Here is a 17,633-nt window from a genome sequence, read left to right as displayed (position 1 = left end):
GCGTGATGGACGGGCGGCCACCGGTCCCCCGATGGCCGTGACCCGGCCTGCCGTACCGACGGGTTACTTCACCCCTGCCTCACGCATGTCCCTCAGCTCCCGCTTGAGCTCCTTGATCTCGTCGCGGAGCCGGGCCGCCACCTCGAACTGCAGGTCCGCCGCCGACTGGTGCATCTGCTCGGTCAGCGACTCGATCAACGACTCCATCTGCGCCCGAGGCATCTCGCCCGCGATCGCCTTGGCGTGCTGTCCCGCCTGGCGAGCGGCGAAGCCCGGCACGGGGGCCTTGCCGCGCGACTGCTGCCTGCCGCTGCCCATCAGCTGCTCGGTGTCGGCGTCCTCGCGCTGCAGCGAGTCGAGGATGTCGGCGATCTTCTTGCGCAGCGGCTGCGGGTCGACGCCGTTGGCCTCGTTGTAGGCGATCTGCTTGGCCCGCCGCCGTGAGGTCTCCTCGATCGCCCGCTCCATCGAGGGGGTGATCTTGTCGGCGTACATGTGGACCTGGCCGGAGACGTTACGCGCCGCACGGCCGATCGTCTGGATCAGCGAGGTCTCCGAGCGCAGGAAGCCCTCCTTGTCGGCGTCGAGGATGGCCACCAGCGACACCTCGGGCAGGTCGAGGCCCTCACGCAGCAGGTTGATGCCGACCAGCACGTCGTACTCGCCCATCCGCAGCTCGCGCAGCAGCTCGATGCGGCGCAGCGTGTCGACCTCGCTGTGCAGGTAGCGCACCCTGATGCCGAGCTCGAGCAGGTAGTCGGTGAGGTCTTCGGACATCTTCTTGGTCAGCGTGGTGACCAGGACCCGCTCGTCCCTGTCGGCGCGCTCGCGGATCTCGTGCACCAGGTCGTCGATCTGCCCCTTGGTGGGCTTGATGACGACCTCGGGGTCGACCAGGCCGGTCGGGCGGATGACCTGTTCGACGACCTCGCCCTTGACCCTGCCCAGCTCGTAGGCACCGGGGGTGGCCGACAGGTAGACCGTCTGGCCGATGCGCTCCAGGAACTCCTCCCACTTCAGCGGCCTGTTGTCCATCGCGGACGGCAGGCGGAAGCCGTGGTCGACGAGGGTGCGCTTGCGGGAGGCGTCGCCCTCGTACATGGCGCCGATCTGCGGCACGGTCTGGTGCGACTCGTCGAGGACGAGCAGGAAGTCTTCGGGGAAGTAGTCGAGCAGCGTGTTGGGCGCGCTGCCCGCCTCACGGCCGTCCATGTGGCGCGAGTAGTTCTCGATGCCCGAGCAGGTGCCGACCTGGCGCATCATCTCGATGTCGTAGGTGGTGCGCATGCGAAGGCGCTGCGCCTCGAGCAGCTTGCCCTGCCGCTCGAGCTCGGCCAGCCGCTCGACCAGCTCGGCCTCGATGCTCTGGACCGCCCTGGCCATGCGCTCCTCGCCCGCCACGTAGTGGGAGGCGGGGAAGATGTAGAGCTCTTCGTCCTCGGTGATGACGTCGCCGGTCAGCGGGTGCATCGTGGAGAGCTTCTCGACCTCGTCGCCGAACATCTCGATGCGGACGGCCAGCTCTTCGTACTTGGGGATGATCTCGATCGTGTCGCCGCGCACCCTGAACGTGCCCCTGGTGAAGGCCAGGTCGTTGCGGGTGTACTGCATGTCGACCAGGCGGCGCAGCAGCTGGTCGCGGTCGACCTCCATGCCGACGCGGAGCCTGGCCATGCGGTCGACGTACTCCTGCGGGGTGCCCAGGCCGTAGATGCACGAGACGGAGGCGACCACGATGGTGTCGCGCCTGGTCAGCAACGAGTTGGTGGCCGAGTGGCGCAGCCGCTCGACCTCGTCGTTGATCGAGGAGTCCTTCTCGATGTAGGTGTCGCTCTGCGGGACGTAGGCCTCGGGCTGGTAGTAGTCGTAGTAGGAGACGAAGTACTCGACGGCGTTGTTGGGCAGCATCTCCCGCAGCTCGTTGGCGAACTGCGCGGCCAGCGTCTTGTTGGGCTGCATGACCAGGGCGGGGCGCTGCAACCGCTCGATCAGCCAGGCGACCGTGGCGGTCTTGCCGGTGCCGGTGGCACCGAGCAGCACGTTGTCCTTCTCCCCGCCCAGGACCCTGCGCTCCAGCTCGGCGATGGCCGTGGGCTGGTCGCCGGAAGGGGTCATCTCGGTGACGACCTCGAAGGGCGCCACCTTCCGCTGCAAATCTGTTACCGGCCGCATGTTTCTCACTGTAGGTGGTGGCACCGACATTTCTGACGGCGAGCCGCCTCCGTGCAACGCCAGGCTCTTCCCGCCCGTCTATATCGGGATGGAAGGGACCACATGACCGACGACCTGCTGTTCGAGACGTTCGTCGCCGACCGGGCCGACGCGCTGATGAGGTACGCCTACGCGCTCACCGGCAATCCGCACGACGCGGCGGACCTGGTGCAGGAGGCGCTGGTGCGGTTGCGCGGCTCCTGGTCGCGCGTGCGCAGCAAGCACGATCCCGAGAGCTACGTCAGGGTGACGATGACGCGCCTGCACATCACGGTGTGGCGGAGAAGGCGGCGCGAGCACCTCGCGTGGGAGCCCCCCGACGGGCAGACGGCCGACACGCCGTCCCAGTGGGCCGACTTCGACTCCGACCTGTGGCGGCAGCTGTCACTGCTCCCTCGCCGCCAGCGGGCGGTGATCGTGCTGCGCTACTACGAGGACCGCCCGGACGCGGAGATCGCCGCCGTGCTGGGCGTCTCCCTCGGCACCGTCCGCAGCCAGGCCTCCCGCGCCCTCGACAAGTTGAGAGCGGGCCTCCACCTGGCCCCCCAGCCGGAGCGGACGAGATGAGCCGCGCCCTGCCCCGCACGGGCGCGGGCACCGGCGCCACCGCCCGCGTCCCCGCCGCCACTCCCGGCGCCGCTGCCGCCGCCGACGCCGTCCGGACCCACGCATGGGAGAGCCTCCGATGAACGACATGGAAAAGCTGCTGTCCGCGTCTCTGTCCCGTTCCGTGGAGCGGGCCCCCACCGCGCCCTCCGATCTCCTCCGCCGGGTCGACGCCACCCGCCGCCGCCGTCGCAGGGGCACGGCCGCGGCGGGGGCGGCGGCCGTTGCCGTGGTCACGGTGGCCGGATTCGTCGCGACGAACGCGATCTCGCACGCGCGTCCCGCCCCCGCCGCACCCGCGTCGGGCACCACCGAGGTCGAGCCGATCAGGAAGGCGTGGCCCGGCGCGGTGCACACGGCCCCCCGCACGCTTCCGAACGGCAGGCCGTACACCCCGGAGAGATTCCTGGACAAGGACACCGTGCTGGTCCGCACCCTGCGGGACGGCAACGCCGACAGGTCGGACGGCCTGTGGGCCTACCACCTCGACTCCCGCAGGGCGGAGCGGCTCGTGGCGGTGCAGGTGCCGAAGGGCACGGTGGTGTCCTGGAGTTTCACCGCCCTCGGCGACGGTCAGCTCGTGTGGTGGACCCTCCGCAAGGACGGCGAGCGCAGGGTCGTCGACATCTGGGCGGCGCCGGAGAAGGGCGGCGCGCAGCGAAGGGTCACCTCCTTCGAGGGCAAGCCGGGCAGGGCCGAGATCGGCAACCTGGCCGTGGCGGAGGGGAAGGTCGTCTGGTCCATGGGCCGGGACGGCGGGCTGTTCCAGGCTCCGCTGTCGGGCGGCAGGCCCTCGAAGGTCGAGGGAACCACGGGACGCCACCTGCTGCGCTGGCCGTGGGCGGCCTCCTTCCAGCACCCGCGCAGGAAGAAGAACTTCCGAAGGCCACCCTTCGGCGACCTGTTGAACGTCCTGACCGGCGAGCGCCGGGGTGTCAGCCTGCCCGTGGACGACCCCCGCCTGCCATGGGACTGCGGGGTCACCTGGTGCGTACGCGGGGACAGGGCCGCCACCCGCGACGGCTCGCGCGAGCGCGGACTACCCGGATCCAACCATGACCTGCCCGCGCTCGACAGGTTCGTGACCGTCGCCATGGCGGAAGGAGCCCGGCCGAAGGGCGTGGCGCTGGTGGACCTGGCCACGGGCAAGGCGGGCGATCTCGGCATCAGGCCGGTCGGCAACACGATGGCCGCGCCGACGCTTGACTACCGCGCCCCAGGTCTGCTCGCCTACGAGCTGGACGGCAAGCAGATCCTCGTCGACCTCACCGTCGCGGGACGCTGACCATGTCGAAATCCTTTTGCAAGCGATCATCAAGGCTCGCCCGATACGGTACGAATCCCCCGTGATTCGATGAGAGAGGTGCGATGTCTCGACCAAGAGAGGCCCTGATCCAGGCGGGTCAGGGCATAGCTCAGGCCGTGACCCAAGGCGGAGACGTACGGCAGGCCGTGGGCCAGGCCGTCGGGCAGGCCGTGGGCCAGGCAGGGCAGCTGGCCGGGCAGGCACCTGGGTTCCAGCTCAACGCGCACGACTTCCTCGCCGCCCGCGACGGCGGCTCCTCCGTCGGCACGATCATCGAGGCCCGCACGGCGTCGCTGAACGAGGCCGGCGAGATCATCAGCCGCAGTTTCAGCGAGCGCGGCAAGAACGGCGAGCCGCTGCACGTCATCTCCCCCGTCGTGATCCCCAAGGGGAGCACGGCGAAGGTGGTCATCCCGCTGGTCGTCCTCGTGGTGCTCGGCCTGGTCGGCGCGCTCGGGAACGTGGTGCCGGGCATCGACGTGCTGTTCGGCCCGCACTACTGGGTGGTGCTGGTGCTGGCCGCCGCCTTCCTGTGGTGGCGGCGCAGCGTCGTCATGGTGCCCGAGGGCTGCAAGGCTCTCATCACCAAGTTCGGCAAGCTGGTGCACATCGCCGACCCCGGCAGGGTGACGCTGTTCAACCCGTGGAAGCGCGTCAGCTACATCGTCAACACCACCCGCGAGTACCCGTTCAACGCGCCCATCCGCGAGGCTCCGACCCAGCAGGGCGTCAAGGCGAGCGTCGACCTTTTCCTGCAGTTCAGGATCGAGAACCCGGCGGAGTTCATCTTCGTGCTCGGCTCGGTCAGCGGCTTCCAGTCCAAGCTGCAGAACGCCATCAGCGAGGTCACCCGCTCTCTCATCTACGCCCAGCGCGCCGAGGACATCTACGACCTCGTGGGTGAGAGCACGCTCGGCATGCTCGACAACCTCAACCAGCAGTTCCTGCCGGCCGTACGGCTGACGGACGTGAACATCACGCACGCCGAGCCGTCCAGCCAGGAGTACCGGATGGACCTGGCGGCCCCCGAAATGGTCAGGGTGGCCAAGGAGGCCTACACCTACGAGTACGAGCTGCAGCTGCGCAAGGAGCAGAACGAGGGCGACCTGGTCAAGGAGCTCGCCGGGCTGCAGGAGACGCTGAGCGCCATCCAGGCCGAGATCGCCGCCTACCAGGCGCGGATGGACACCGCTCTCGAGCGGGCCTCGCACCAGGCCAAGGCGCAGGCCAGGCAGCGGCTGGTGGAGGCGGAGTCGACCGCCAACGCCAACGCCGCGCTGCTGGAGGCCCAGGCGCTCGACATCCGCGCGCTGTCGGCCGCCGAGGCGCCCGAGATCCTCGAGTACCGCTTCCAGCAGGACCTGCTGGACAAGCTGGAGTCGGTCTCGGGACGGCTGCCGCAGGTCGTGCAGGTCGGCGAGGAGAGCGACATCGACTTCCTCGCCCTGGCCCAGCAGCTGGTCGGCGGCAAGGGCGCGGCGCTGTTCTCCGCCGAGGACATGGCGGCCATCAGGTCGAGGCTGGACGAGATCGGGCAGCGCGTCGACGACCGGGGCGAGGAGATCGCCGCCCTGCTCAGGGGCGCCACCGAGACTACGGAGCCGGCGATCGTCGAGCAGCCCGCCGTTCCCGCCGCGGCCGAGCCCGAGTGGGCGACCGTCGACGCCGAGACCACCATCGAGCGCCCGATGCGCCTGCCCGACCCGGGCAGGAGCCAGGGCCGGAACCCGGGCCCTACGCCGCCGGTGCCCAGCTCGCTCCCCGCCTACGAGCGTCCCGCCCAGGCGACGCCTCCGCCGCCTGCGCCACCCGCGCCGCCCGTGAGCAGGGGCCCCGCCGTACAGACGCCGCCCTCGGGGTGGCCCACCCCGCCCGACGCGCAGGGCGCCCGCCCGCCGGGCACCCCGGTCTGGCCGGCGCAGCAGCCGCGGGCCACCAACGACGCGCAGGAGGGTGACGCCCGATGAACAGGGACTTCTCCAAGATCAAGGAGTCGCTGGCCTCCTGGTCCGACATCCGCCAGCTGCTGCGCGGCGGCGAGCAGGGCCAGCTCGTCCCCGTGGTCATCCCCAAGGACAGGCGCGGCTTCGCCTGGGTGACTCTGGTGTTCCTGGCCATCTACTTCGCCGGCATGGCCGTCGTCTCCGGGCTCCTGCTCGCGGCGCTGGCCGCCGTCCTCGTCCTGCTCGTCGGCCTGGTCTGGATGTGGCGGCGCGCCATCATCGAGATCGAGGAGGGCACCACGGGCGTGCGCAGCAGATGGGGCGCCATCACGGGGGTCCTGCCTCCTGGCCGCCACTACCTGTGGCTGCCCTGGGACAGGGTCGACGCGGTCGTCGACACCTCCACCGAGATCCCCTACTCCGCGCCCATCTCCTCCTCCCCCACGGCCGAGAACGTGCCGCTGAAGTCGATCGAGTTCTTCCTGAAGTTCCGCATCGTCGATCCCGTGGCGTTCGTCCGCACGATCGGCGCGGGCAACTTCGACCTGGTGCTCTCGAGCGCCGTGCAGGACGCGATCAGGCAGCGCAGCCGCAAGGTCAACACCGAGCGCGCCTACGACCTGCGCGGCTCCGACGTCGGCGACGTGCAGGACGCCCTCAACCGCCAGCTCGGCAGGTACGGCGTGCGCATCACCGGCGCCAACATCCCCGACGTGCAGCTGCCCGACCAGTACCAGCAGCACCTGGCCACCAGGGAGAAGATCGCCAAGGAGCTGTCGGCCTACGAGCGTGAGTGGGAGCTGACCCGCAAGCGCCGCATCGACACGCTGCTGATGGAGATCGAGCGGTCGAAGAAGACCCGCGACGCCCGCGTCGTGGAGGTCAGGGCCGCGGCCAACACCGCCCGCAAGGACGTCGCCCGCATGCTGGAGGAGCAGGAGACCGAGGCCCAGCGGGTGCGCTGGGAGATCGAGGCGCGCGGCAAGGCCGACCTCACCTCCGCGGAGAACGAGGCGAAGGCGCTGCGCCACCTGGCACACTCCTACCGCGACAACCGCGCGGTCCTGCAGTACGAGCTGGCCCGCCGCCGTCTGGACGTCGGTGCCAAGCTGGCCGAGAGCGCCCCGCAGCCCCTCGTCGTGCGTACGGCGAGCGGTCAGGGCGACTCGGCGCTCTCCACCTTGCTCCTGGCTCAGCTACTGCCCAGGATCGCAGGGAACGGCCAGGCCAAGCCGCCCGTTGGCCAGTAAAAACTCTCCGAGGAGAACCCCATGGTGTTCCGCAAGCTGATGGCCGCCTTCGGTGCGGGCGTCGAGGTCGACACGGTTCTGAGCACCCCCACCGTCCGCCCTGGTGAGCCCCTGCGCGGCGTCGTCAACTTCAAGAGCGGCGGCTCCGACTACAAGGTCGACGGCATCACCATCGACCTGACCGCCGTCGTCGAGGTGGAGAGCGGCGACAACGAGTACAAGACCACCTACAGCTTCCTGCGCCAGCAGGTGGCGGGCTCCTTCCAGCTGGCCGCGGGGGCCGCGCACGCGCAGCCGTTCGAGATCCCCGTGCCGTGGGAGACGCCGATCAGCGCGATCGGCGGTCACCCCCTGCACGGCATGCGGCTCGGCGTGCAGACCGAGCTCGCGCTGGCGGGCGCGCTGGACAAGGGCGATCTCGACCCGTTGCACGTCGCGCCGCTGCCCGCGCAGGAGCACGTCATCGGCGCGCTCGACCGGATGGGCTTCCGCTTCAAGAAGGCCGATCTGGAGCGTGGCACGCTCTACGGCTCGACGATGCCGTTCTTCCAGGAGATCGAGTACTACGCGGGCGGTCAGTGGCGTGGCCACTTCAACGAGCTGGAGCTGACGTTCATCGCGGGTCCCACCCAGATGGACGTCATCCTGGAGGCCGACAAGCGCGGCGGCTTCCTCAGCTCCAGCCACGACTCCTACAACCGCTTCACCGTTCGCTACGGCGACAACCCCGGCGCCGCCGAGCAGGCGCTGCAGGCGGGCCTGGAGCAGATGGCCCGCAGGCGCGGCTGGTTCTAGTCGTTCCCGCACCGGCGCGAGGGGCTGCGGGGCCCCTCGCGCCTCCTTTTTGTGCACGGGCGGGAGCCCGTCGCCCCACCCTTCCGCGATCAGGTGTTGTCATGCGCTGGTGATCGCCTGGTGCCCTCGTTACCATGGCGTGGGGGTTCGGAGGAGGTGCGGGGCACACCATGAGGCGGCTCGTCACGGCGGTGAAGCGGGCCGCGCCCTGGGCGGCGCAGAACGCCGACGGCGCCATCGCGCTGACGCTCGCGATCGTCGTGGGCGTGATGGGCATCATGCCGGGCGAGATGTTCGGCCCCCAGGGCGACGACGTCCAGCGGCAGGTGATCAGCGCCGCGACCCTGGTCATCCTGGCCCTGGTCGCCACGGCCCTGCTCAGAGACCGCGCACGGCAGGCCCCCGTCGAGCGCACCATCACCTCGGGCGCGCTGGCCCAGCTGCCCGAGCGGCTGAAGCGGCTCGACCATCTGGAGTCGCTGGTCGAGGGCACCCGCAAGGCGCTCGACGAGCTGCAGCTCGTCAGGGTGCTGGGCAACAGGCAGGAGATCGGCGAGGCGCTCGCCGCCGCCCGCAAGGACACCACCAGGTGGAGCTTCAAGGGCGGCACGGGCACCTACCTGCGCGCGGTCACGCTGCCCGAGTGCGTCGCCGCCTCCCGCAAGGTCAGACGCCACCTCACGATCACGGTCGAGATCGTCGACCCGACCAACGAGGAGGTGTGCGAGGCCTACGCCCACTACCGGCGTTCCCTGTCGGACCTGCCCGACGGCACGGGCGAGCGCTGGACGACCGACAGGGCCAGGAAGGAGTCCTACGCGACGATCCTGGCCGCCTTCTGGCACCGGCAGCGCTACGGCCTGCTCGACATCAGCGTCGGGCTCTCGCACACGATGACGACCTTCCGCTGGGACCTGTCGGCCACCAGGCTGATCATGACGGTCGAGGATCCGAACAGGGCAATGAGCGCTCTGGCAGGCACCTTCTACTACGAGAACTGCGACTCGGAGCTGAGGCTCAGCCTGGAGCAGGCGCGCAGGGTGCCGATCGAGCGCTACAAGGCGGTGCCGCTGAGCGACGAGCCCACGGTCGAGGAGGTCGAGGAGTTGTTCAGGCGCATCGAGCTGCCGCTGCCGAAGGCCTACACCGAGTACGACATCGTCGACGTCACCCGCAAGGCGCTGCAGGCGAAGGATCCCTACGGCTCATGAGTCACAGGGCGGTGCACGAGGAGATCCTGCGCGGCGGGGCCAGGCAGTGGGCGCTGAAGGTGCTGGCCGACCTCGGCGGGCTGCGGGCCGTGCGGCACCCGCTGGGCTTCGTCTGCCTGCCGCTCGAACGCGACGGCGGCGAGGGCGTCTGCCTGCACCTGTGGTCGGCCGCCTTCCCCGCCGCGGACACCACCACCTCGCAGATCCACTGCCACAGCTGGGACCTGGTCAGCCACGTGCTCTACGGCCAGGTGCGCAACGTGCACGCGGTGGTCGAGGACGCGGACGGCGACGCCACGCACCGGGTCTTCGAGGTGGTCAGCGACGCGGGCGGCGACCGCATCGAGCCGACCGCCAGGACCGTACGGCAGCGCACCGGCCTGGTCGAGACCTTCGGCAGCGGCGAGACCTACACCCTGTCGGCGGGCCGCTTCCACTCCAGCGTCGTGCCCGAGCACGGCGAGGCCGCCACGATCGCGCTGGGCAGGGGCAGGGCAGGCAGCCACGACCTGTCGCTGGGCCCGCTCGACACCCCCGCGCACCACATCACCCGCGGCCACCTCGACGCCGCGCAGACCGCGAGAGCGGCGAGACTGATAGCCGAGCACCTCACCTAGGGAGGACCCCGTGGACCTCGAGCACGCTCGGCAGGTGGCCGTGCAGGCCGCGCAGGCGGCGGGGCTGCTGCTGCGCGACGGTGTCAAGGGCTCGCCCGGGGCGCGGCCCAAGGGCGAGAAGGGCGACGTGGTCACCGATCTCGACCTGGCCTCGGAGAAGCTGATCCTCGAACGCCTGCTCACCGCCTTTCCCGCGCACTCGGTGATCGCCGAGGAGTCGGGGCTGCTCGGCTCGGCGGGCGCGGAGTGGACCTGGCTCGTCGATCCTCTCGACGGCACCAACAACGTGGCCATCGGCCTGCCCGCCTACGTGATCGGGCTCGCGCTCTGCCACGAGGGGCGTCCCGTGCTCGGCGTGGTGCACGAACCCGTGCCCGACCACACCTGGTCGGCGGTGCGCGGGCGCGGGGCGTGCGGTCCCTCGGGGGCACGGCTGGCGCCGCCGTACCGGCCGTGGCGGCACGGGCCCGTGGTGGCCTGGACGCAGGGTCACGGGGTCTCGCGCACCGAGGCGCACCCGCTGAAGATGCGCCTCGACCTGGGTGTGCGCCGGATGCTGCAGCTGTGGGCGCCGCTGCTGTCGTGGGCGATGCTCGCCAGGGGCGACATCGACGGCTTCGTCGGCTACTGCGCCGAGGCCGTGGACCTGCCCGCGGGCGCGCTGCTGGCCCAGGAGGCGGGCATGGAGATCAGGGCGCTGGACGGCGGCCCCTTCCCCGAGGGGTTCGAGGGCCCGCCGCAGGACCGCAGCTTCGTCGCGGGGCCGCCCGAGGCGATTCCCTCGCTGCTCGCGCTGGTCGGCTCAGCCTGAGTTGGCCACCAGGGCGGCAGCGCTCGCCGCGATGCCGACGACGGCCAGGCCCGCGCCGGTGAGCACGAAGCGGCGCATCGGCACCTTCACCCCGTGCCTGGCGCACGACTCGAACCACAGCAGCGTCGCCAGCGAGGCCCACGGCGTGATGACGGGGCCGACGTTGACGCCGACGAGCAGGACCAGCGGGTTGGCCACGACCCCCTCCAGCGCCTGGTAGGCGGGCAGGTTGTTGATCACGTTGGCCAGGCCGGCCGCCACGAAGGCGGTGCGGAAGGGGTCGTGGGCCTCGCCGACCAGCCACGACATGACCGCCGACAGCCCGTGCGCGCTCAGTGTCGGCACGACGAGGAAGAGCCCCGTGACGAAGATCAGCAGCTGCCACGGGACCAGGCTCCAGGTGAGCTTCCCCCTGTCCCTGACGAAGAAGGCGACCACCACGACGGCCGCGGCCGTCGGCGCCGCCACCGAGACCGGCACCTCGATCAGCAGGGCTGCGATGAAAAGCGCGCAGGCCGCCGAGGCCGAGGTGAACAGCACCCGGTCGGCGACCGGCCGCGTCTCGGGAGGGCTGTGGCCGCGGTGGCCCCGCCAGTAGAACACCCACAGGAACACCATCGTCACGGCGATCGCAGCCAGCTGCGCGGCCCACATGTGGCCGGCGAACTCCCTGGTGGACAGGTTGATCTTCTCCATGCCCAGCAGGTTGGTCAGGTTGGAGACCGGCAGTAAGAGGCTGGCGGTGTTGGCCAGCCAGATCGTCGTCATCGCCAGCGGCAGCGCGGCGATGCCCGCCCTGGGCGCCAGCGCGAGCATCACGGGGGTGAGCAGGACCGCGGTGGTGTCGAGGTTGAGGAAGATCGTCACCAGGGAGGCGAAGAGCACGCACAGCAGGAACAGGGCGATGTTGCTGCCCCTCGCCGCGACCGCCATCCTGTCGGCGATCACGTCGAAGACCTGGGCCTCCTTGGTGAGCTCCGCCAGCACGATGACGCCCACCAGGAAGATCATCAGTGGCCAGATGCCGTCGAGCTCCTCGACCGCCCGCTCCAGCGGCAGCAGACCCGTCGCGACGAAGACCAGCCCGAGGGCGAGCAGCCCGATCCTGACCCAGTCGAGGACGCCCAGTCGGCTCAGCACGGGTCGATCTTCGCACAGACCCCTACAGGCGTTCGAGGTGGAAGGCGCCACCCATGGCGGCAGCCGGTCCTCCCGGTCGTCGCCGTGGGCCCGCAACCGATGGAACAGCGCCCGTTGTCCATGACCATCAGGCTCCACATCCACGGCCGCAGCGGGGATACTGGCGCAATGGCGCGTGACGGCAGGCCCACCGACATCTTCGTCAGCTACTCCCCCGCCGACACGGCCTGGGCCACCTGGATCGCATGGGAGCTGGAGTCTGCGGGCTACCGCACGATGATCCAGGCGTGGGACTTCGTGCCGGGCACGAACTTCATCGACTTCATGGACAGGGGCGTCAGCGAGGCGCAGGTCGTCGTCGCTGTGCTGTCGCGCAACTACCTGACCTCCCGCTACGGCCGCATGGAGTGGCAGGCCGCGCTCAGGGCCGCCCCCGACAACCCCTCCAGCAAGCTGATCACCGTCAGGCTCGAGGACGTGCCGCTCGAAGGGCTGCTGTCCACGATCACCTGGGTGGACCTGGTCGGCGTCACCGATCCTGCGAAGGCGCGCGGCATGCTGCTCAACCGCATCGCCGAGGCGGTGGCGGGGCGGGCCAAGCCGCACCTGCCGCCTGCCTTCCCGCACGGCCCCGCCGAGCCGCGGGCCGAGCGGGAGCCGCCGCCCTCCGCGGAGAGCATCGGCAGGGGCAGGAGGACACCCATGTCCGCTCCGGCGTTCCCGCTGGGCAGGGCCGAGGCGCGCACACGCGACTCCCTCAGCGTGCTCCACCTCGGCGGCACCAGGTTCGGCAGGGCGCTGCCCGAACCGGGCGAGCCGTTCACGCCCGAGGAGCTGCAGGCGCGCATCTGGGCCGACCTGACCAGGATGCAGGACCAGGGGATGCCCAAGCCCGACCTGATGCTGGTCACCGGAGACCTGACCGAGTCGGGCACGCTCACCCAGTTCGGGCACGCGACACAGTTCCTGACGAGCCTGCGCGTGCTGCTCGGCCTGGAGCCGCAGCGCCTGGTCGTGGTCCCCGGGCCGCGCGATGTGACGAAGGCGGCCTCCAAGGCGTACTTCGCCACCTGCGAGGCCGACGACGTGCGCCCGCAGCCGCCGTACTGGCCGAAGTGGCGGCACTTCGCGGGCATGTTCGGCGAGCTGTACCACGAGGGGCCGGTCTTCGACGGCAGCCAGCCGTGGAGCCTGTTCGAGGTGCCCGAGCTGCGCCTGGTCGTGGCCGGGCTCAACTCCACGATGGCGATGAGCCACCTGGAGAAGGACGCCTACGGCCTGGTCGGCGAGGCGCAGGCGGCCTGGTTCGCCGAGCGGCTGCGCGGCTACGAGGAGCGGTCGTGGCTGCGCCTGGGCGCGGTCGGCCACGCCCCCGGCGGGCTGCGCGACATCGCCTCGGTCGAGCGGCTGATCGGGCACCGGCTCAACCTGCTCTTCCACGGCCCGGGGCAGTCCGCCGACGGCACGGTGGGAGCGCCGCGCCGCCACCAGGTCGTCGAGTTCACCCGTACGGGCATCCGCACCTGGGTGCCCGACGCCGAGCCCGAGCGGACGCCGTACCAGTGGCGCTCGGCGTCGGCCACCTTCACCGGCGAGAACCCGCCCGAGCCGGCCAAGGCCGCGCCCGAGGTCGTCGCGCGCGAACCCAGCCCGACCGAGCTGCTGCTCGACCGCATCACCGAGGTGTGCGAGGCCAGGCACGAACGCATCAAGATCCGCAGGTTCGACGCCCATCTGGTGATGACCTACCCGGAGGACGGCTTCGTCCGCCAGCAGATGATCGCCGCCCACGTCGGCGAGCTCACCGCCGACCACGCCGACTCCCTCGTACGGCAGGCCCACGCCACCAGCCTCGCGCTGGAGCTCGTCTACCAGGGCCCGCCGCCCGCGAGAGCGCTGCGCGACGACCTCATGCGCAGGGGCATGAGGGTGCGCAGCTTCACCGAGTTCCAGGGCCTGCTCGACCTGTCGGAGTACGTCGCCGAGCAGTCCGTGCGCCTGCGCACCGACCGCCGCTACCCTCCCGACCTGTACGTCCCCCAGCGCTACCGCGAGCTCGACAGGCCCGCCCCCGAGACCAGGCAGGGCCTGACCGACGAGCTGATGCGCCTGCTCGGGGCCGACCACGGCAGGTTCCTGCTCGTGCTGGGCGACTTCGGGCACGGCAAGACCTTCGCCCTGCGCGAGCTGGCCAGGCGCATCCCCACCGAGCTGCCGCATCTCACGCCGATCCTCATCGAGCTGCGCGCGCTCGACAAGGCGCACTCCGTCGACGGGCTGGTCGCCGCGCACCTGGCCAACCACGGCGAGGAGCTGATCGACCTCAAGGCCTTCCACTACCTGCTGCGGCAGGGGCGCATCGTGCTGCTGTTCGACGGCTTCGACGAGCTGGTCACCCGCGTCACCTACGACAGGGCCGCCGACCACCTCACCACGCTGCTGGCCGCGGCCGAGGACAAGGCGAAGATCGTCGTGGCCAGCCGCACCCAACACTTCAAGTCGCACGGGCAGGTGCTGACCACGCTCGGCGAGATGGTCGGCGTGCTGCCGCAGCGGCGGGTCTTCAGCGTCGAGGACTTCACCCACGGGCAGATCCGCTCCTACCTGGCCAACCGCTTCACCGACAGCGGCGAGGCCGAGGCCAGGATGTCCCTGCTCGAGAGCATCAAGGACCTGCTCGACCTCGGGCGCAACCCGCGCATGCTGAGCTTCATCGCCGATCTCGACGCCGAGCGCCTCCACACGGTCGCCACGGCCCGTCACACCATCAGCCCAGCCCTGCTGTACGAGGAGATCCTCGCCTCCTGGCTGGCCTTCGAGGAGCGGCGCACCAGGGTGCCTGGTGCGCCCGCGACGCTCACCACCGAGGAGCTCTGGCGGGCGGTGACGGCGCTGGCGCTGCGCCTGTGGGACTCCGGCGAGTCCTTCCTCGGCCTGGCCGAGCTGACCGAGATCGCCGAGACCCTCACCGACCTGGCCGACGGCCAGCTCACCAGCGTGCAGGCGGCCCACGCGATGGGCACCGGCAGCCTGATGGTCCGCACCGACGAGGGACTGTTCGGGTTCATCCACGCCTCGGTGATGGAGTGGCTGATCGCCAGGCACATCGCCGCCTCGCTCCCCGACTCCTCGATGCTGGCCAGGCGGCCCCTGTCGGCGCTGACCGTGGAGTTCCTCTGCGACCTGGCCGACGTCAGGGCCACCCAGAGCTGGGTGGCCTCCGTGCTGGCCGACCCCGCCACCGACGACGTGGTGCGGGCCAACGCCGTCAAGATCCTGGCCAGGCTGCGCACGCCCGCCAAGGCCGACCTGCGCGGGGCCAACCTGCAGGGCGAGGACCTTTCGGGACGCGATCTGCAGGAGGTGGACCTCACGGACGCGCGGCTGGACGGGGCGACGCTCGCGGGCACCAACCTGTCCAGGGCGATCCTGAGGAACGCGCGGCTGACCGGAGCGCGCATGGACGGCGCCTCGCTGGTCGGGGCCGACCTGCGCGGCGCCGACCTGTCGGGGGCCAGGCTGTTCGGCGCCGACCTCAGCGACGCGGCCGTGGAGGGCAGCCGCTGGCACAGAGCCGCCCTGATCAACGTCACCGGCACCGTCCCCTCGCTGCCTGGCGCGGCGGTCGTGCCGAGAGATCCCGTCGAGATCGAGCTGGCGCCCGCCGCCGTCGGCGTGCCGTACGGCTATCACTTCCAGACCAGCCGCCTGCCCGAGCCGATCGCCTACAGCCCCTCGGGCGCGCTGCTCGCGGTGGGCAACGAGGACGGCGGCGTACTGCTGTGCGCGGGCGGCGTGCCCGTCCGCACACTGCAGGGGCACACGGGCCGCGTCTACGCCGTCACCTTCAGCGACGACCTGCTGGCCACCGGCGCCAGCGACGGCGCCGTCGTGCTGTGGGACCCTCTCACCGGCGAGCGCCTGCACACGCTGCGCGGCCACGCCGACGGGGTGTGGCCCGTCAGGTTCAGCCCTGGGGGCGACCTGGTCATGGCGGGCGGCGGCGACGGCGTCGTCCGCATCTGGTCCACCGCGACGGGCGAGCTCCTGCACCGGCTGAGCGGCCACACCGCGCCCATCTTCACCGCCGTCTTCACCCCGTGGGGACTGGTCACAGGAGACTCGGCGGGCACCGTCCGCGTCTGGAACTCCGGCAGGCTGACCCGCACGCTCTTCTCCGGGCAGGGCGCGGTCTACCGCACCGCCTTCTCGGGCGACCTGCTCGCCACCGGCCACGAGGACGGCACGGTGCGCGTCTGGAGGGACGGCGAGCTCCTGCACACGCTGTCGGGGCACAGGGGGCGCGTCTACTGCGTCGCCTTCTCCCCCGGCGGCGACCTGCTGGCCACCGGCGACATCGAGGGCGCCGTCCTGCTCTGGGACCCTCGCTCGGGCGAGTCCAGGGGCCCGCACACCACCCACAGGGCCGCCGTCTACCAGGTGACGTTCTCGCCCTCGGGCGAGTTGCTGGCCACCGGCGACTCCGACGGCACCGTCCGCGTGCAGGAGGTCGGCGGCTCTGCCAGGACCGAGCTGGCGGGGCACCGCAGCTCGGTGTGGCCCTTCTCCTTCCGCCCCGACGGCGCCCAGCTCGCCACCAGCAGCAACGACGGCACCACCAGGCTGTGGGACCCCGTCACGGGACAGTGCACGCGCGTCCTACGCGGCCACGGCCGCCGCATCTCCTCCGTGGCCTTCAGCGCGGACGGTTCCATGCTGGCCACCAGCGGCAACGACGGCGTCGTCAGGATCTGGGAGCCGCGCACGGGCCGTCGCCTGCGGGAGTTCACCGGCGCCGCCGACCGGCTGATCTCGGCCGTCTTCTCACCGGCAGGGCCCGTCCTGGCCACCGCCAGCAACGACGGCGGCGTCCACTTCTGGAACGCGGTCACCGGCGACCACGAACGCGAGCTGCACGTCGAGACCGACCACGTGTGGGCCGAGGCGTTCAGCCCCGACGGCTGGCACATCGCCACCGCCAACGACGATGACAGCGTCCGCATCTGGTACCGCCCCACCGCCCGCCTGGTCAGCGACCTCACCGAGCACAGGGGCAGGGTCCGCTCGATCGCCTTCAGCCCCGACGGGGCCCTTGTGGCCACCGGCTGCGACGACAAGCTGATCAGGATCTGGCACGCCGAGTCGGGCGGCAGGGTGGCGACGCTCGAAGGTCACACCGACCGGGTCTACTCCGTCGTCTTCTCCCCCTCGGGCGAGCTGCTGGCCAGCGCGAGCAACGACGGCCGCGCCATGATCTGGGAGCTGCGCCCCGGCAGGCCGTGGGAGCCGCGCCTGCGCCACACCCTCTCGGGGCACGCGGGACGGCTGTGGAGCATCGCGTTCAACGCCTCGGGCACGCTGGTGGCCACCGGCGGCGACGACCTCACCGTGCGGGTGTGGGAGGTCGCCACGGGACGCCTCGTCCACACCCTGACCGGGCACTCCAGGCGCGTCCTGTCGGTGGCCTTCAGCCCCTCCTCTCCCTCACTGCTGGCCAGCGCGGGAGACGACGGCGTGGTGATCCTCTGGGAGGACGGCGTGCGCCGCGCCACCCTCCTCGGCCTGCCCGAGGGCTGGGCCGCGCTGGCGCCCGACGGCCGCTACAAGTGCCAGGGCGAGGTGGCCGGGCAGTTCTGGCACGTCATCGGCATGGCCAGATTCGAGCTGGGCGAGCTCGACTCGCACCTGCCCGCCGTACGCTCCGTCGCTCTGGACGCGGAGTTCTGATCGTGGTACTCGCCTG

Annotated in this window: 12 protein-coding genes; 10 read left to right on the top strand and 2 right to left on the bottom strand. The window is 71.1% G+C overall.

What is annotated here, in order from left to right; genetic code table 11:
* Positions 1–63 precede the first annotated feature (63 nt).
* Positions 64–2,172 (bottom strand): excinuclease ABC subunit UvrB, encoded by a 2,109-nt coding sequence (gene uvrB, locus ABFX55_RS13700; RefSeq protein WP_183659227.1) that lies wholly within the window; start codon positions 2,170–2,172, stop codon positions 64–66.
* 102 nt (positions 2,173–2,274) lie between these two features.
* Here uvrB and ABFX55_RS13695 point away from each other — a divergent pair, with 102 nt between their 5' ends.
* The 9 genes from ABFX55_RS13695 (at position 2,275) to ABFX55_RS13655 (ending at position 10,750) form a co-directional block, all read left to right on the top strand.
* Positions 2,275–2,778, top strand: coding sequence for a SigE family RNA polymerase sigma factor (locus tag ABFX55_RS13695; protein WP_346120990.1), 504 nt, complete (start codon positions 2,275–2,277; stop codon positions 2,776–2,778).
* Entirely contained in the window at positions 2,775–2,900 is a 126-nt protein-coding gene (locus tag ABFX55_RS13690; RefSeq protein ID WP_346120989.1) for a hypothetical protein, read from the top strand. Before ABFX55_RS13695 ends, ABFX55_RS13690 begins: the two co-directional genes overlap by 4 nt.
* Positions 2,897–4,102, top strand: a complete 1,206-nt coding sequence (locus ABFX55_RS13685) for a hypothetical protein (protein WP_346120987.1) — start codon at positions 2,897–2,899, stop codon at positions 4,100–4,102. The genes ABFX55_RS13690 and ABFX55_RS13685 overlap by 4 nt, the downstream gene beginning before the upstream one ends.
* An 83-nt stretch (positions 4,103–4,185) precedes the next feature.
* Positions 4,186–6,090 (top strand): SPFH domain-containing protein, encoded by a 1,905-nt coding sequence (locus ABFX55_RS13680; RefSeq protein WP_346120985.1) that lies wholly within the window; start codon positions 4,186–4,188, stop codon positions 6,088–6,090.
* On the top strand, positions 6,087–7,316 hold the full coding sequence (locus ABFX55_RS13675; protein ID WP_346120983.1) for an SPFH domain-containing protein: 1,230 nt from the start codon (positions 6,087–6,089) through the stop codon (positions 7,314–7,316). The genes ABFX55_RS13680 and ABFX55_RS13675 overlap by 4 nt, the downstream gene beginning before the upstream one ends.
* A 21-nt stretch (positions 7,317–7,337) precedes the next feature.
* Positions 7,338–8,111, top strand: a complete 774-nt coding sequence (locus ABFX55_RS13670; RefSeq protein WP_183659217.1) for a sporulation protein — start codon at positions 7,338–7,340, stop codon at positions 8,109–8,111.
* Between the two features lie 170 nt (positions 8,112–8,281).
* A complete protein-coding gene (locus tag ABFX55_RS13665) occupies positions 8,282–9,322 on the top strand; it encodes a fused MFS transporter/spermidine synthase family protein (RefSeq protein ID WP_346120981.1) in 1,041 nt (346 codons plus the stop codon).
* The gene (locus ABFX55_RS13660; RefSeq protein ID WP_346120979.1) at positions 9,319–9,939 is read left to right on the top strand and encodes a hypothetical protein; all 621 of its coding nucleotides are present in this window, start codon (positions 9,319–9,321) and stop codon (positions 9,937–9,939) included. Before ABFX55_RS13665 ends, ABFX55_RS13660 begins: the two co-directional genes overlap by 4 nt.
* Positions 9,940–9,949: 10 nt before the next feature.
* A complete protein-coding gene (locus tag ABFX55_RS13655; protein ID WP_346120977.1) occupies positions 9,950–10,750 on the top strand; it encodes an inositol monophosphatase family protein in 801 nt (266 codons plus the stop codon).
* On the opposite strand, the gene ABFX55_RS13650 is transcribed toward ABFX55_RS13655, so the two are convergent.
* On the bottom strand, positions 10,742–11,890 hold the full coding sequence (locus tag ABFX55_RS13650) for an ArsB/NhaD family transporter (protein WP_346120975.1): 1,149 nt from the start codon (positions 11,888–11,890) through the stop codon (positions 10,742–10,744). The genes ABFX55_RS13655 and ABFX55_RS13650 overlap by 9 nt on opposite strands.
* A 168-nt stretch (positions 11,891–12,058) precedes the next feature.
* On the opposite strand from ABFX55_RS13650, the gene ABFX55_RS13645 reads away from it, so the two are divergent.
* A complete protein-coding gene (locus ABFX55_RS13645) occupies positions 12,059–17,617 on the top strand; it encodes a WD40 domain-containing protein (protein ID WP_346120973.1) in 5,559 nt (1,852 codons plus the stop codon).
* Positions 17,618–17,633 lie beyond the last annotated feature (16 nt).

Source organism: Nonomuraea roseola (assembly GCF_039535395.1).
In the GTDB taxonomy this organism is placed as follows: Bacteria; Actinomycetota; Actinomycetes; order Streptosporangiales; family Streptosporangiaceae; genus Nonomuraea; species Nonomuraea roseola.
The sequence above is the reverse complement of the archived record's forward strand: the minus strand, read 5'-3'. Positions and strand labels throughout refer to the sequence as shown.

Coding starts and splice junctions, on each gene's coding strand:
- ABFX55_RS13675 (WP_346120983.1), top strand. CDS start 6,087: ATGAACAGGGACTTCTCCAAGATCAAGGAGTCGCTGGCCTCCTGGTCC.
- ABFX55_RS13670 (WP_183659217.1), top strand. CDS start 7,338: ATGGTGTTCCGCAAGCTGATGGCCGCCTTCGGTGCGGGCGTCGAGGTC.
- ABFX55_RS13665 (WP_346120981.1), top strand. CDS start 8,282: ATGAGGCGGCTCGTCACGGCGGTGAAGCGGGCCGCGCCCTGGGCGGCG.
- ABFX55_RS13660 (WP_346120979.1), top strand. CDS start 9,319: ATGAGTCACAGGGCGGTGCACGAGGAGATCCTGCGCGGCGGGGCCAGG.
- ABFX55_RS13690 (WP_346120989.1), top strand. CDS start 2,775: ATGAGCCGCGCCCTGCCCCGCACGGGCGCGGGCACCGGCGCCACCGCC.
- uvrB (WP_183659227.1), bottom strand. CDS start 2,172: ATGCGGCCGGTAACAGATTTGCAGCGGAAGGTGGCGCCCTTCGAGGTC.
- ABFX55_RS13695 (WP_346120990.1), top strand. CDS start 2,275: ATGACCGACGACCTGCTGTTCGAGACGTTCGTCGCCGACCGGGCCGAC.
- ABFX55_RS13645 (WP_346120973.1), top strand. CDS start 12,059: ATGGCGCGTGACGGCAGGCCCACCGACATCTTCGTCAGCTACTCCCCC.
- ABFX55_RS13680 (WP_346120985.1), top strand. CDS start 4,186: ATGTCTCGACCAAGAGAGGCCCTGATCCAGGCGGGTCAGGGCATAGCT.
- ABFX55_RS13685 (WP_346120987.1), top strand. CDS start 2,897: ATGAACGACATGGAAAAGCTGCTGTCCGCGTCTCTGTCCCGTTCCGTG.